Origin of the sequence: Zhaonella formicivorans (assembly GCF_004353525.1) — a bacterium.
GTDB lineage: Bacteria > Bacillota > DUOV01 > DUOV01 > Zhaonellaceae > Zhaonella > Zhaonella formicivorans.
Window position 1 is genome coordinate 2,396,859 of the sequence record NZ_CP085524.1, and the last position, 13,179, is coordinate 2,410,037.

12 protein-coding genes are annotated in these 13,179 nt (G+C 48.5%); all 12 read right to left on the reverse strand.

The window, feature by feature from the left end; genetic code table 11:
• Positions 1-64: 64 nt before the first annotated feature.
• Positions 65-1,906 carry an ASKHA domain-containing protein gene (locus tag EYS13_RS11685; protein ID WP_227762736.1) on the reverse strand — a complete coding sequence of 614 codons (1,842 nt, stop codon included), beginning with the start codon at positions 1,904-1,906 and terminating at the stop codon, positions 65-67.
• Positions 1,907-2,050: 144 nt separating this feature from the next.
• Positions 2,051-2,842 (reverse strand): dihydropteroate synthase, encoded by a 792-nt coding sequence (locus tag EYS13_RS11690; protein WP_227762739.1) that lies wholly within the window; start codon positions 2,840-2,842, stop codon positions 2,051-2,053.
• A 72-nt stretch (positions 2,843-2,914) separates the two neighbouring features.
• Positions 2,915-4,132, reverse strand: coding sequence for an MFS transporter (locus tag EYS13_RS11695; protein WP_227762740.1), 1,218 nt, complete (start codon positions 4,130-4,132; stop codon positions 2,915-2,917).
• A gap of 122 nt (positions 4,133-4,254) precedes the next feature.
• Positions 4,255-4,887: a cobalamin B12-binding domain-containing protein gene (locus tag EYS13_RS11700; RefSeq protein WP_227762742.1), complete on the reverse strand. Its 633-nt coding sequence runs from the start codon at positions 4,885-4,887 to the stop codon at positions 4,255-4,257.
• A 50-nt stretch (positions 4,888-4,937) separates the two neighbouring features.
• Positions 4,938-5,117: a hypothetical protein gene (locus tag EYS13_RS11705; RefSeq protein WP_227762743.1), complete on the reverse strand. Its 180-nt coding sequence runs from the start codon at positions 5,115-5,117 to the stop codon at positions 4,938-4,940.
• 73 nt (positions 5,118-5,190) lie between these two features.
• Positions 5,191-6,366, reverse strand: coding sequence for a uroporphyrinogen decarboxylase family protein (locus tag EYS13_RS11710; protein WP_227762746.1), 1,176 nt, complete (start codon positions 6,364-6,366; stop codon positions 5,191-5,193).
• 358 nt (positions 6,367-6,724) lie between these two features.
• Positions 6,725-7,129, reverse strand: coding sequence for a type VII toxin-antitoxin system HepT family RNase toxin (hepT, locus tag EYS13_RS11715; RefSeq protein WP_227762748.1), 405 nt, complete (start codon positions 7,127-7,129; stop codon positions 6,725-6,727).
• On the reverse strand, positions 7,119-7,529 hold the full coding sequence (gene mntA, locus EYS13_RS11720) for a type VII toxin-antitoxin system MntA family adenylyltransferase antitoxin (protein WP_227762749.1): 411 nt from the start codon (positions 7,527-7,529) through the stop codon (positions 7,119-7,121). The genes hepT and mntA overlap by 11 nt, the downstream gene beginning before the upstream one ends.
• A gap of 189 nt (positions 7,530-7,718) precedes the next feature.
• The gene (gene ade, locus EYS13_RS11725; protein ID WP_227762750.1) at positions 7,719-9,470 is read right to left on the reverse strand and encodes an adenine deaminase; all 1,752 of its coding nucleotides are present in this window, start codon (positions 9,468-9,470) and stop codon (positions 7,719-7,721) included.
• A 231-nt stretch (positions 9,471-9,701) separates the two neighbouring features.
• On the reverse strand, positions 9,702-9,872 hold the full coding sequence (locus tag EYS13_RS11730) for a response regulator (protein WP_227762757.1): 171 nt from the start codon (positions 9,870-9,872) through the stop codon (positions 9,702-9,704).
• Positions 9,856-10,245 carry a response regulator gene (locus tag EYS13_RS11735; protein WP_227762760.1) on the reverse strand — a complete coding sequence of 130 codons (390 nt, stop codon included), beginning with the start codon at positions 10,243-10,245 and terminating at the stop codon, positions 9,856-9,858. The genes EYS13_RS11730 and EYS13_RS11735 overlap by 17 nt, the downstream gene beginning before the upstream one ends.
• On the reverse strand, positions 10,214-12,976 hold the full coding sequence (locus tag EYS13_RS11740) for a response regulator (protein ID WP_227762762.1): 2,763 nt from the start codon (positions 12,974-12,976) through the stop codon (positions 10,214-10,216). The genes EYS13_RS11735 and EYS13_RS11740 overlap by 32 nt, the downstream gene beginning before the upstream one ends.
• Positions 12,977-13,179 lie beyond the last annotated feature (203 nt).

The window sequence follows — 13,179 nt, forward strand, 5'->3', positions numbered from 1 at the left end:
TCTAAACTTTAGCTCAATATTATCATGCCATAAATTGGGGGTCAATAGAATAGCGATTTCCATGTTACTTGCCGGTCCTGCTAAAAGAGAGCGACTTAACAAATTCTTGCTGAAATTCTTTGGTGTTGGAAAGCTCAATATGCTCAGCGCGCCGGGCCAGATTTACGGCCCTTTCTCTCTCCACTGTGGACAGCAGGGCCATTTTAGCCCCGTCACCTGCAGCGTTGCCGATGGCAACGATGCGCTGGAGAGGTACAGGCGGCAGCAGCCCTATACCCAATGCGCTTTCTTTTTTGATAAAGTTTCCGAAAGCCCCGGCCAGGAGGACTTGGTCAATGTCTTCTGGGCCAACCCCCATTTCCCTGAGCAGGATCCGGGCCCCGGCCATAATGGCCCCTTTAGCCAGCTGCAGCTCCCGTACATCCTTTTGGGTGAGCACAATATCCTCCCCCGTGGCCGAGTCTGTACCCCACACCAGGACAAACTCCATGCCCCGCCCCTCTTTGCGCAGGCGCTTGCGCACCAGAGGCGGCAGCTTTTGTAGCTGGGCATCGGCACTGGCCAAGCGTCCCGAGGAATCGAGGACACCTGCTTTATACATTTCCGCAATGGCGTCTATTAGGCCGGAACCGCAGATGCCACGCGGTTTGCCTCCGGCAATGACGTCCAACTCAACATCTGCGGAAATGCGCACTCCTTCGATGGCCCCCTCGGCAGCCCGCATGCCGTACTTAATCTCTGCCCCTTCAAAAGCCGGCCCAGCCGCCGTTGAACAAGTGAGAATTCTGCCTCTGCCAACCAGAACTATCTCGCCGTTTGTGCCAATATCTATGATCAAATTAATCCCCCGGAGGCGGTCCACACCGGCCGCCAGCATAACGCCAACTGTATCCGAACCGACATAACCGGCCACGTTGGGCAAAACTATCACTTTTCCCGTGGCAAGTATATTCAGACCCAACTCCCTGGCCTCCACCTCAACGGCTTGACGGAAAACAGGGATAAAAGGCGCCGGGGCTAAATAAGTGGGATCTATGCCTAAAAATAAATGGCTCATGGTGGTGTTGCCCACCACTACTGCCTGGTAGATTTCCTCAGGGCGCACATCATGCTCATGGCACAACCGGGCTATGACGTCATTTAGTCCGCCGACAACTTTCTCCTGCAGTTGGTGCAACCCTTCCGGCCCGCTGGCCGCGTGGGTTATCCTGGCGATCACATCGGCACCAAAAGCATTTTGGGGATTGGTAACTGCCCCGCTGGCCACAACTGTACCCTTGTTCAGGTCGAGCAAATAAACCACAACTGTAGTAGTACCTATATCCACTGCCAAGCCGTAACAACGGCCAAGCGTATCGCCGGGTTCCACAGCCAACAGGGTATCACCGTCAAGCACCGCCGTCACTTGAAAGTTACTCCTTCTTAAAACACGCGGCAGATAAGCTGCCACCGGGCGACTGAAGCGGATTCCCGGACGATCCAAAGCAGACAAAAGACGCTCCCAGTCCGGAGTCTGTTCCTCTGTACTTGGCTTTGGGAGAGAAACCAGGTACTTGCGCACACTGGGTGTCACCGAAGTTTGTTCCACCACTGGGTTAAAACCGATTTTCCGGTCATATGCGTCCTTCTGCTCCCTCAAGTTTACCACCGTATCTTCTTGCAGCATCCGCTGGCAGGCCAATACCCAGCCTGCGGACAGCTGGGCCTGGCTTAAAAATTTCTTTTCAACAGGCGAAGGAGGAGAAAGTTTTTCCGGGGAAAGCTGCACCAGGCATTTTCCACAGGTCCCTTTACCTCCGCAAGTGCTTTCCACTTGCACCCCGGCCGCTATAGCTGCCTGCAGGATAGTGGTCCCGGCAGGGACCTCTACCATTTTATTAGAAGGCAAAAATTTAACCCTGATCATTTCCAACAGTCCCTTCTATATAGATAAAAGAACAAAAGCATTTGATGCCTTTCGGCATCATGGGTAATGCTTTTGTTCTTTGTTCTCATCCTCAATAATGCGGCAAGCAATTGCCACTGTCCGCAAAACGCCGCCCCGCTTCCCTTAATCCTCCAACGCATCATTCCGGTATGCTTTAAGGTAGTTACGGGAAAACCGGTCCTTATTTAAAAGCAGTTCGGTAGTTATGACTGCGCTGGTGAGCTTGCGATCGGTGGAATCCATGATGGCCGCATCCATGCCATAACTCATGCAGATGGTTAAGAAGTATCTGTTGATTAGTTTTCTCTTGGGCATTTGATGGGATACATTGCTCAAGCCCGAAACAGTCTTAACTCCGTATTTTTTCTTAATTTCAGCAAGACAGTTAAAGAAAATTACAGCGTTGTCATTGCCCACCGCCAGGGGAAGCACCAGCGGATCAACGTACACTTCGTTTAAGTCGATTTTTTCCTTGTTCAGCACTTCAACCAGCTCTCCGGCAATCCTGATTCTCTCTTCAGCCGTTTTTGGTATTCCATTGTCATCCATAGTCAAGGCTATTACCGAACATCCATACTCTTTAATCAGCGGAAGCATGCCTTCAAGCCGGCTTTTTTCCATGCTGATTGAGTTAAGCATCGCTTTCCCCCGGTGGATTTGCAAAGCCCTTTTGGCCACCCGGGGTTCAGTAGTGTCAATACATAGGGGCACATCGACCACTTCTTGGACTGCCCTCACCATCCACTCCATATCCTCAGCTTCATCATTCCCCTGGGCAGTATTTACATCAATAAAACCGGCTCCTCCTTCCGCCTGCCTGCGCGCCAAGTCCTGCACAAAGGCAATATCCTTATTCTTAATAGCTTCACGGACAGAGGGGATAGCACTGTTTAATTTTTCACCAATAATCAGCATGTCGGTTTGACCTCCTGGTTGTCTTATATTTTTCTACTGCTCTACAAATGTTAAACCTTGCGGCGCTGCCGCTTAAAAAGCACTCTCATTTTGCCTTTCAGGCTTTTTCCCCATAATTTTAGCAAAAAGCAAACTTGTGGCAATGGAAATGGAAAGCGCACTTGTCAGCGGGATTGAACCAGCTCCCCAATTCGCCTGCGCATTATTGACAATTCCCCCCACCACAGGTGGCCCAAGAACAAATCCCACGTTAAACAAGAGATTGAGAACAGCCATGGCCAGTCCGGCCAGCTGCGGTGAGGCAACCGCCTCCGGCGCTAAAGTAAAAGTAGTGGTGGCAAAAAAACCAGGGAAAAAACCCAACATGAGCATCCATGGCACTATCCAGCCGGCAGACCCTAATAAAAATGAGTATCCATATAAAAAGCAGGCAACAACGCTGCTTATAACCAGCATAGTCTTAGGTCGTTGCAGTTTGTCAATCGCCCATCCGGCTATTACGGTAGATATAATGGCTACCATGGGACTCAGGCTAACGTAGAAGTTGGCCAGCTCAGGGGAAATATTATGGGCTTGTGTTAAATAGCTGGGCGCCCAGGTAACAAAACCGGCGTTGGCAAAACCAAACCCGCCAAATCCGGCAGCCAACAGCCAAATTGCAGGCCTTTTTAAGGCGGAGTTATATGATACCTTGTCAGTACTATTTGTCGCCTCTTGCCCTGTACCGGCAACCTTTGGGGGGTCCGCAACAACCAATGCATATACAATCAAAGCAGCCAAAGCTATTAGCGTACCAAACCACCATACGCCTCTCCAGCTAAAAGCCGGTATCAACAGGTTAGCAAGGTTAAAGATTAAAAAGCTGCCCACAGGCACCCATGAAGCCCAAATTCCCATGGGAACTCCCCGTTTTTCGGGGGGAAACCACATAACAATTACGGCAGGAGCCACTACTGCCATAAGTCCTAAACCGATCCCTTCAATAACCCGGCCTGCAAGCAGCACCGCGGCATTCATAGCAAATCCGCCCAACACCGAACCGATGACCGTGCAAATTAAGGCCAGCATGCCGCTTAACTTTCCGCCAACCCGGTCTAAAACCAGGGCTGCCGGCAGCGAAAGCACGACTCCCGCCACAGCAAAGACGGACATCAACCACCCGCCCAAGGCCATGTCGATGTGCAGCTGGTTAAGGAGGATATCCATAACGGGCGGCACTTTAAATTGGTTAACGACCACAGCTACACTGGCTAAATAGGCCGCCCACATTACTCCCCAAGCTTTACCCATGTAAAGCCTCCTTTTTTTAACAAAAGATTTGTCATAGTATTGCTGGGGCCGCACAACCGGCCCCAGCAGCAAGAGAACATATTTAAGTTGGTGAGAAACCGGCTGAAGCTAAGGGTAGCCTGTTAGTGAGCTGCGAAAACTTTTTCTGCAATCTTTACAGCATCACTGGCCGACTTGCCAAAGTAGTCGGCACCCACGCTATCTTTCACCATTTCGTCAACATAGTTTCCTCCGATGAGGACCGTAACATTTAAGCCGGCAGCCCTGATGGCCTCTATCGTGTCCTTCATGGCATCCTGGCACCCGGTGAGCAGGACGCTCATCCCTACAAGAGGTGCATTATATTCATTAATCGCTTCAATAAATTTTTCTGTGGGTACATCTACGCCCAGATCAACTACATTGTACCCGGCACCTTTGAGCAACATGACCACTATATTTTTCCCCAGGTCATGCACATCGCCACGGACCGTACCAATCACGATGTTACCGCGGTGTTCCTGTTGGGCCCCTGCCAGGTGCGGTTCCAGGATTTCCATAGCCTCCTTCATGATTTCCCCGCACATAACCAGTTCGCTTAAAAAATACTCGCCCGATTCAAAGCGGAGCCCTACCTCCGTCATCCCTTCCTGCAAAGCCCCTACAATCTCCAAAGGAGCGATACCGGCTTCCAAGCGTTCTTTCACCAGCTCCAGCACTTTTTCATCTTCCAACTCAGCGATAGCACTTGCTAATTGATCTGAAAGTACAGCCATTTTTTCAGTCCTCCCAAAAGTTTTTGTCCATTCAAAACAAAACTTACACCTTAGCGGTGAACCCAATACCAGAGGTAAATATAAGCAAAGGTGTCGAGCTTTTCCCATTCATTTTTTATAATCTCAGGGTTTCCGGCAATGGGCGCAAACTCTTTGAGCTTTTGTTCCCAAGGGATGCACACACCCGGTGGCATACCTTTTAATTCTTCTTTTTTCGGCATTTCCGTCATCAGCCTTACCTCCCCGGCTTAAAATCAAAGTTTTTATTCAAAACAACTGCCAACAGCAAAATTATAATGGCTGCTAATAAACTCCATATTCTCTTGCTGTTTCAATCAGGGCTATAATGTTTTCCGTCTTCGCATCAGACTGAATCACGCCTGCGGCGTCAATAATGAACCCTCCGTCAGCGGCATATTCGTCAATTAACTTCTTGCAATAGTCACGTACTTCTTCCGGTTTGCCATAAGAGATCATTGTATTTGGCACATTTCCGCTCAAGCAGAACCTGCCGCCCAAAATTTCTTTAGCCTTGGCCATATCAGTCTGGTCTACATGGAAGACAATGCTCTTTTCCGGCAGCTCCGCGATTTTCTCCAGGTAGGGAGTCCAGTTGCCCTCAGCATAGAAAAGTGTCCGTTTCCCTTGGGCCCACAAGCCCTCAATCACTTTTTTAAGCGTTGGCCAATAGAAACTATCCCACTGTTTGGGGTTGAGGAACGGATAGCTGCCACGGTGGAGCGGAAGAAAAGCCGGAAGCACGGTGTCTCCGCCAGCAGTGGCTAGAGCGTAGAAGATGTTATGGGGCACAAGCACTTCCATAGCTGCCAGCACTTTATCCGGGCGCTTGCGCAAATCCATCATGATCCCTTTTAGGCCCCGTAATGTGTCACCTAAAGTGTCAAATGGCGCCTTGAGGATCCCGCTAATCGATGTTGGGACGCCGTATTCCTTGGCGCATGTTGCTGCCGCCTGCTGCATGGCTCCGTTGGCCATCACCAAGGCAGCGGCACCTTTGATCAAAGCCAGATTGGCGCGGTATGAACCGGGCTCGGCAAATTCCTCGTGAATACGGGGCAGATATGTGTTCAGGATCCACTTGGTCGGGTCTTCGATAAAGGCATCATAATCCTCTGGCAGCATATACTCTTCTTCCACGTACTGAAACTGCCGGTTTTCCTCCAACTGCCTGCCGGCAAATTTTAGGTATTTGGCCCCTACCGCATCATGCAATGAGGCCCACCAGAGACTGGGAGCGCCGAATACGGCATCCACGTCAAAATCTGCTAGAAATTTATTAACAGCAGCATTATTTTTGTCCAAATCGTAGTAAATTTCCTGTAAGGTAAAACCGGCATATTTAGCCAAAAATTCACTGACTTGCAGGCGAATGGGGACTTTATCCGGTTTGCCTAAGTCCATGGCGGTCGTATAGCGGCTCAATCTTTCCTGAAAAACCTTTTCTTTCTCACTGGCCATAACAATACCTCCTGTCTTTAATCAGCAATGCTTAACACAGAGTAAAATGCACCATTGCTTCTACTTATTTTCCCGGCATCCCCCCGTTTTCCCGTCTTTTCCTTACTGCAGGGCCCAACAAACTTATATCTATTTTTTAAGTAAGCAGACCATTTTAAACCTGGCTTAAAGTTTAAAATACCAAAGAGCGATAATCTTCCAATAAAAGGAATTTCAAAAAAATTTATCTATTTGTTATATTGTATATACAACTGATTTTTCTTTATTTTAGTACAATTCAATTAAGTAGGTCAATAAAAAAAATTTTTGCTCCTTTGTCTCCGCGAACTTTAAACTAAAGAAACGCCCACATGGGCGTTTACAACTTTAGTACTGTTTTAGTAAACTCCTGGAGATCCTTCAAATGGTCCTCGATAATCTTCCGGACTATCTCAAGATTAATTGCCTGATAGTCGTGAATAGCAATATTGCGAAAACCAACCATTGCCTTTAGCTTTTCTGCCAAAGCCAGAGATATAATGTTATTTTGATAAAGCAGATCAAATGCCTCTCGGCTTGTTTGAGGTATTCCCAAATTATTTTCTGCAACAAGATGCATAGCAAGATCAATGCTTGCCTCACATGCCCGCTGGATATTTAGTATAATCGAGTCCTGTTTAGTAAAGTTTTGTAGGTTGTCAGGGTTATTGCCGTATTCTTCATGTATTCTTCTAATGCAGCGCTCAATTATCTGACTCTTATTCAAAATTATATCATTCTCCATAGATACTTCCTCTTTCCTTAATTCTCTCTAGGATACATTTTCGCTCTTCATTCAACTTAACATATTTTTTGAGCGCAAGGAGGTGGAAAAGCATTCTCCTGTTTTCATCGCTGCAGTAAATAACTTTTCCGGTCCTGATTACCTGCATTTGAAAAACTGTTGACGCCTGGTTTAAATCAATCAGATCAACATCTAAACCTAACAAGCCGGCCAACTCTTGAGCAGTGACAAAAATCCTGTAACTATCGTGCTTTTGTTCGCTTAAAAAAGCAATATCCAAATCGCTGTCCTTTCTTGCCTTGCCTTGAACATAAGAACCAAATATATATATAAGATATGGTAATATTTTTTTCTGCAAGTGCCCTACAATCAATTTTAGTTCTTTTTCAGTCAGCTCCATGATATATCCCCCCTGGGAATTTTATCCTTCCCTTTATTATACACCCAGGATCAACACAATAAACACTGATTACTAATTACGACACAAAGCCGGTCCTTGTCGCATTTTCATATTTCAGCACCGATGTAGACCCGAAAACCGACTGGGCACTTAGAAACTTGCAGCATTTTCCGGTTGAAATAAATACTGCTAGGCCAGAATAGGTATAAACTGCTGGGTTAAAACATCAACCAGCCCCATGTCAGTCATTTTGACCTCGGGAATTACGGCCAAAGCAAAAGTTGCTACCCGCAGCAAAGGATAATCCCCCAAAAGGCCTAAATCTTTTATTGTCTGCTTGAGATGGGAAGTCAGGGGTGCAAGCTCTTCGACCGTTAGCGGGGACATGAGTCCGGCAATTGGCAATTCCACCTTTGCCAAAACTTTTCCCTCCGCCACGCAGACAATGCCACCGCCTGACCTGGCCAGTTCCCTGGCTGCCAGCGCCATGTCCTCCGGCTCCCGGCCTATAACCGTCAGGTTGTGGCAGTCATGGGACACTGTGCTGGCAATTGCACCCCGTTTTAACCCCAACCCCTGCACCAGTCCCACCGCTACATTTCCGTTTTTGCCGTGGCGCTCCAGGATGCTTAAAAATGCAAGTTCCTGTTCCTGGCTGAGATCGATGCATCCCCCTTTTACCGGCAATTCCGCTTGGGCAAGCCTGGTCAAAAGGGGATTTTCTGCATCATAGACGATGACATTGACCCGGGCTTTTTCCTTCCCCGGTGCTTTGATTTGAAAGGTGTCAGCTGTCGGTTCATGCCGCAGGCAAACCGTATTTTTTCTTTCCACAGGATGGGAGGGTGCCGCCAATTCCACCGCCGGTTTGCCCTCTTTGGCCACCAGCCTCCCGCCTACGAATACTTCATTCACTTTAAAAGCAGCCAAATCCTCCAGCAGCACCACATCGGCAACTTTGCCGGGAGCCAGTGCCCCCAGGTCGTAAAGTTTCGTCACCTGCGCCGCGTTATAAGTGCACATCCTGATGGCTTCCAGAACCGGAATCCCCTCAGCCACCGCCCGGCGGATGACATGGTCCAGATGGCCTTCCCGCAGCAGGTCATCAGGTTCCCTGTCATCAGTACAAAGGGTGGTGTTGGGCGGATAATTGCACTCTTTCAAGGCAGGCGCCAACGCTTTGATATTCTGGGCGATGGAACTCTCCCGGCATTCTAACACCATCCCGGCCCGGAGCTTGTAAAGGGCTTCCTTTGTACCAGTAGTTTCGTGGTCGGAATTGACGCCGGAACATTGATAAGCCGATAGGCCCCGTCCGGTTAAGAAAGGGGTGTGACCCTGCAAAAATCCCCCGTGTTTTCTGGCTGCTTCCAGGATCTCCTGCATGCGCCGGCTCTGGTAAATCACCCCCGGAAAATCCATTACCTCCGCCAGGCCGATCACCCGCTCCCATCCCAGCATAGTGGAAATTTCGGGGGCATTAAAAGCAGCGCCGGAAGTCTCAACCCCTACTGCGGAAGGCACACAGGAAGGTGCCAGCACGAAGACCCGCAAGGGCAGGTTGGCGCTTGCTTCCAGGATGTACCGCACTCCCTCCAGCCCCAGCACATTGGCCAGCTCATGAGGATCGGTAACCAAGGTGGTTGTGCCGTGGGGCAGCACAGCCTTAGCCAGGTTCGCAGGGTTCATCATGGTGCTTTCAATATGAATATGGGTATCGATCATGCCGGGAATTGCATATTTTCCCTGGGCGTCATACTCCCTTTCCCCTTTTATCCCTTCCTCCCCGGGCTGGGCAACATGGGCAATATATCCTTCACAGATACCAATCTCCGCGAGATAGATTTCTTTGGTAAACACATTGACAAGCTGCACATTCTTCAGCACCAGATCACAGGGGATCTGGCCGTTGGCTGCTTGCATCAGACGGCTGCGGTTCATAAGACCCCTCCTCGAAAAATTTTCTGTAAAGAAAAAGGCCCACGAGATATAGGCGCAAATTCGGCGAACGATAGGCAGTTTCCTGCTAGAAAACTTTTGGTAGCCGAAAAATATGCGGAATAATTTGCGTCAAGTATAAAATTTTTACCTAAAAGATTTGGGCCAGCGGCGTGTTTGCTACGAGAGGCCTGACCCCGAATTCTCTGACTGTAAAAGTGCCGATAGCATCCATCATGATATTCCCCTATCTCCAGCTCCGCCGGAGCCTCCAAGAGGGCACGGCGAATTTTTTCCTTGCTGTACCTGATAGCCTTTAGAAACCAAAAAAGCTTCCAGCAGCTCGGCGTTCATTTTGTTATCTTCCACTACGGCAATCTTATATCTTTTATCCGGCTGGCTCATTTTTGCCTCCTAAAGAGTTAAGCAATTGCAGAAAGTTGTTGATGTTGACAGGCTTGGGCAGGTAGTAGTCGAAGCCGGCCCCCATAATTTTTTCCGCATCGCCCTGCATAGCATGGGCTGTAACGGCAATCAGAGGGGGTAAAGCCCTCCCTTTTTCCGCCCGCAGCTTCCTGGCAAAGGTAATTCCGTCAATTCCCGGCAGCTGAATATCGAGAAAAATAACATCCGGCAGGGAATCCTGCAGCATCTCCTCAGCTTCCTCGGCGTTTTCCGCTTTTAAGACATGATAACCCTGAGAGCAGAGCACTTCTTCCAACAGTTCCAGGTTTAAAGGGTTATCCTCAACTACTAAGGCGGTGGGCAACGGCTTCACCTTCCTCCATTAAACGCAGTACATTGTTTATAAAACTTTCCTTGCCGAACTCGCTTTTGCGGGCAATGTATAGGGTCCTTTCCTCCAAAAATCGTCTTTCCTCAGGTGTAAGATTTTTCGAGGTAACTACTACCACAGGAATAGCAACAATAGCTTCGTTTTCTTCCTTTGCTTTCAGAAATTCAAAACCATCCATTCCAGGCAGCAGCAAATCCAGAAAGATTATATCCGGCTTAATTTGTTTCGCCCGCTTTAAACCCTCCCGGGCATCAAAAGTGGAGATTACATCAAAATCAATGGATTTCAGGTAATTGTCCATCAGCTCAACGGCGCCGGAATCATCGTCAATGACCAGAGCCACGAATTTTCTTTCCCTGAGTTTTAAGATCCTATCCAAGCAATGGTTAAGCATCATTTTGTCGACAGGTTTAACCAGGTAATCCCTGGCCCCCAAAGCCAACCCCTTTTTCTTTTCTTCCAGGATGGAGACTACCAGGACCGGGATAGCACAAATTTGAGGCGTAGATTTTATTTGGAGCAGCACATCCCAGCCGCTGATCCCCGGCAGCAGGATGTCCAACACTATCAGCTCAGGCTTTCGGGTTTCAATGAGTTTGATTCCGTCCTCGCCATCTGCAGCCCACACCACTGTCAGCCCCAACTCCGTCAGGTAGGTCTCCAGCAGCTCGGCAGTACTCCTGTCGTCCTCAATCAGCACACACACTTTTTCGCTTTTAACAGCTGCCACAAGGCTCCTCCCGGCTTGCACCTGCTCCTCGGATACGGCTGTAAAGAGAGTAGGTTGTTCGGGTATAATAAATTTAAATACTGTGCTTTTGCCTGGCGCCTCTTCTATCCAAATTCGGCCCCCTGCCAGCTGCACCATCTTTTTCACCAGCGCCAGGCCCAGGCCGGAACCCTGGTGTTTGCGGGTCAGATAATTGTCTACCTGATAAAAGGGTTCAAAAACAGCTTCCCGCTTTTCCTTTGGAATCCCGATGCCCGTGTCCCACACTTCCACTTCCAGCAAAGAGTTTTCCTTCTTCACAATGATACCCAGCTGTCCGCCTGCGGGAGTAAATTTTACAGCATTGGAGAGCAAATTATAGGTAATCTGTTTCAGTTTTCTTTCGTCACCTACAAACTTCCCTACACCGGGATCTATATCCAATTGGATCTTCAGGCCGCTCTGGGCAGCTTTTTCCCGCAGTAGGTTTACTGCACCGTTAAAGAGCGCCGGCAAGTCGATTAACTCCTGCTCCCACTCCATTTTGCCTGCTTCCACCCGGGAGATATCCAGAATATCGTTGATCAAGGATAAAAGATGCTTGCCAGCAGTCAAAATATTGGCCGTGAAACGCTTTTGTTTTTCATTTAAGGGGCCGAAGGTTTCAGTCTCCAAAAGTTCAGCAAAACCGAGCACAGCATTTAACGGTGTGCGCAGCTCATGGGACATGGTGGCAAGAAATTCGCTCTTGCTGCGGCTGGCCTGTTCCAGCTGAGTTAAATTGTGTTTGATCTCTGTCAGGTCTTTAAAAATTTGTAGGATTTCCAGCACATTTCCCGCTTCATCCAGGATGGGTGTGGCGCTTAACAGTACCGGCACATAGTGGCCGTCCTTATGTACCAAATATATTTCCTTGCCGGTTACAGACTGTTTCTCCTTGGCCGCCTGGCAGATGACACATAAAAAGGTGCCGCAAAGGCTGTCAAAATCCCGGGAGTGGTGCTGCATTACCTCGCAGCAGCGTTTGCCTACCACTTCTTCCGCCGTAAAGCCGGTGATCTCTTCAGCGCCGCGGCTGAAGGAAGTAATAGTCCCATCGGTGGTAAGGATAATAATGCCGTCGGCAGAGCTTTTTAAAATGGAGTCCTTGTATTTCAGCTCCCGGTTGAGGGAATTAGTCTTCTTATTCAACTCCTGGGCCATCTTCTTCAGGTCCTCCAGCTGGCGCACCCGGTCCAAGACAATGCCAAGCTGGGCGGCGAAAATTCCCATAGTCCTTAAGAGTTCCTCCGAAGTATTAGCGGGGAAGGCGAAGACTACAACCCCATACATTTTTTGCGTGCAGACAGGGTAACAGCCTACCAGAGAAGGTTTAATTGTCCCCAGCCCTACGGTGATGGACATTTCCGGGTCCCTGATAAACACTGTTTTATTTTGGGCAGCCGCCTCGCCAATGGGTCCTTGCCCATAGGTCAATACTTTTTGGCCGCCTTCCGGGAAAGCGTAGGAAGCCTGCAGCACCAGTTTGTCGGTGAAGCTGTCATAGCGGTAAAAGGCACCGGATAGGATTTGTCCCGCTTCGCCAAAAAGCTTGAGGGAACCGGTCAGCACTTCATCTTCATTAAAAACCGAATTCCAAAAAGGGTAGATTTTCTGCCTGATTTGATCATTAGTTAAAATCCGATCAACCTTATTCAAGGCATTTAAGATAACCTCTGCTTCGCTGTCCTCTTCGGTCAGAGCAATTCCGTTTCTGGTTAACACGGCTAACGATTTTTCTAAGGGATTAACCACCTTGGTTTTGAAATGGTGAATATACCTGGCGAAAAGCAGTCCGAAGGCAACGCATAACACCAGCCCGCTCCAGATGAATATGGTGTATATCCCGTCAATCTCACGAGCATCCCGAACATTATGGAGCACGGCAATCAGGATCAGCAGAAAAGATAACAAGAATAAGCCGCCCAGATAGAGCATCTGCTTCAAAAACTTTTTGTATAACAAAACTTTGCCCCCCTCTGCATAAAGCAGGTTTTTCACCTTCAATTGCTCCCGTCGACAACTGCAAGTTCCATTTAGCCATGGGAGCAAACTTTTTAGAAATAATTACTATTGTTTATAATAATTGTATGTCTTTTTTCTGCATATTTCTACCAAACAACCCACATGTTATGAAAAATTTACCTGGTCAGAACAAAAATGGCGTT

What these genes read in the sequence shown, in the direction of transcription:
- EYS13_RS11700 (WP_227762742.1), bottom strand. Translation starts at nt 4,887, where the DNA reads ATGGCTGTACTTTCAGATCAATTAGCAAGTGCTATCGCTGAGTTGGAA.
- hepT (WP_227762748.1), bottom strand. Translation starts at nt 7,129, where the DNA reads ATGGAGAATGATATAATTTTGAATAAGAGTCAGATAATTGAGCGCTGC.
- EYS13_RS11695 (WP_227762740.1), bottom strand. Translation starts at nt 4,132, where the DNA reads ATGGGTAAAGCTTGGGGAGTAATGTGGGCGGCCTATTTAGCCAGTGTA.
- ade (WP_227762750.1), bottom strand. Translation starts at nt 9,470, where the DNA reads ATGAACCGCAGCCGTCTGATGCAAGCAGCCAACGGCCAGATCCCCTGT.
- EYS13_RS11705 (WP_227762743.1), bottom strand. Translation starts at nt 5,117, where the DNA reads ATGACGGAAATGCCGAAAAAAGAAGAATTAAAAGGTATGCCACCGGGT.
- mntA (WP_227762749.1), bottom strand. Translation starts at nt 7,529, where the DNA reads ATGGAGCTGACTGAAAAAGAACTAAAATTGATTGTAGGGCACTTGCAG.
- EYS13_RS11730 (WP_227762757.1), bottom strand. Translation starts at nt 9,872, where the DNA reads ATGAGCCAGCCGGATAAAAGATATAAGATTGCCGTAGTGGAAGATAAC.
- EYS13_RS11690 (WP_227762739.1), bottom strand. Translation starts at nt 2,842, where the DNA reads ATGCTGATTATTGGTGAAAAATTAAACAGTGCTATCCCCTCTGTCCGT.
- EYS13_RS11685 (WP_227762736.1), bottom strand. Translation starts at nt 1,906, where the DNA reads ATGATCAGGGTTAAATTTTTGCCTTCTAATAAAATGGTAGAGGTCCCT.
- EYS13_RS11710 (WP_227762746.1), bottom strand. Translation starts at nt 6,366, where the DNA reads ATGGCCAGTGAGAAAGAAAAGGTTTTTCAGGAAAGATTGAGCCGCTAT.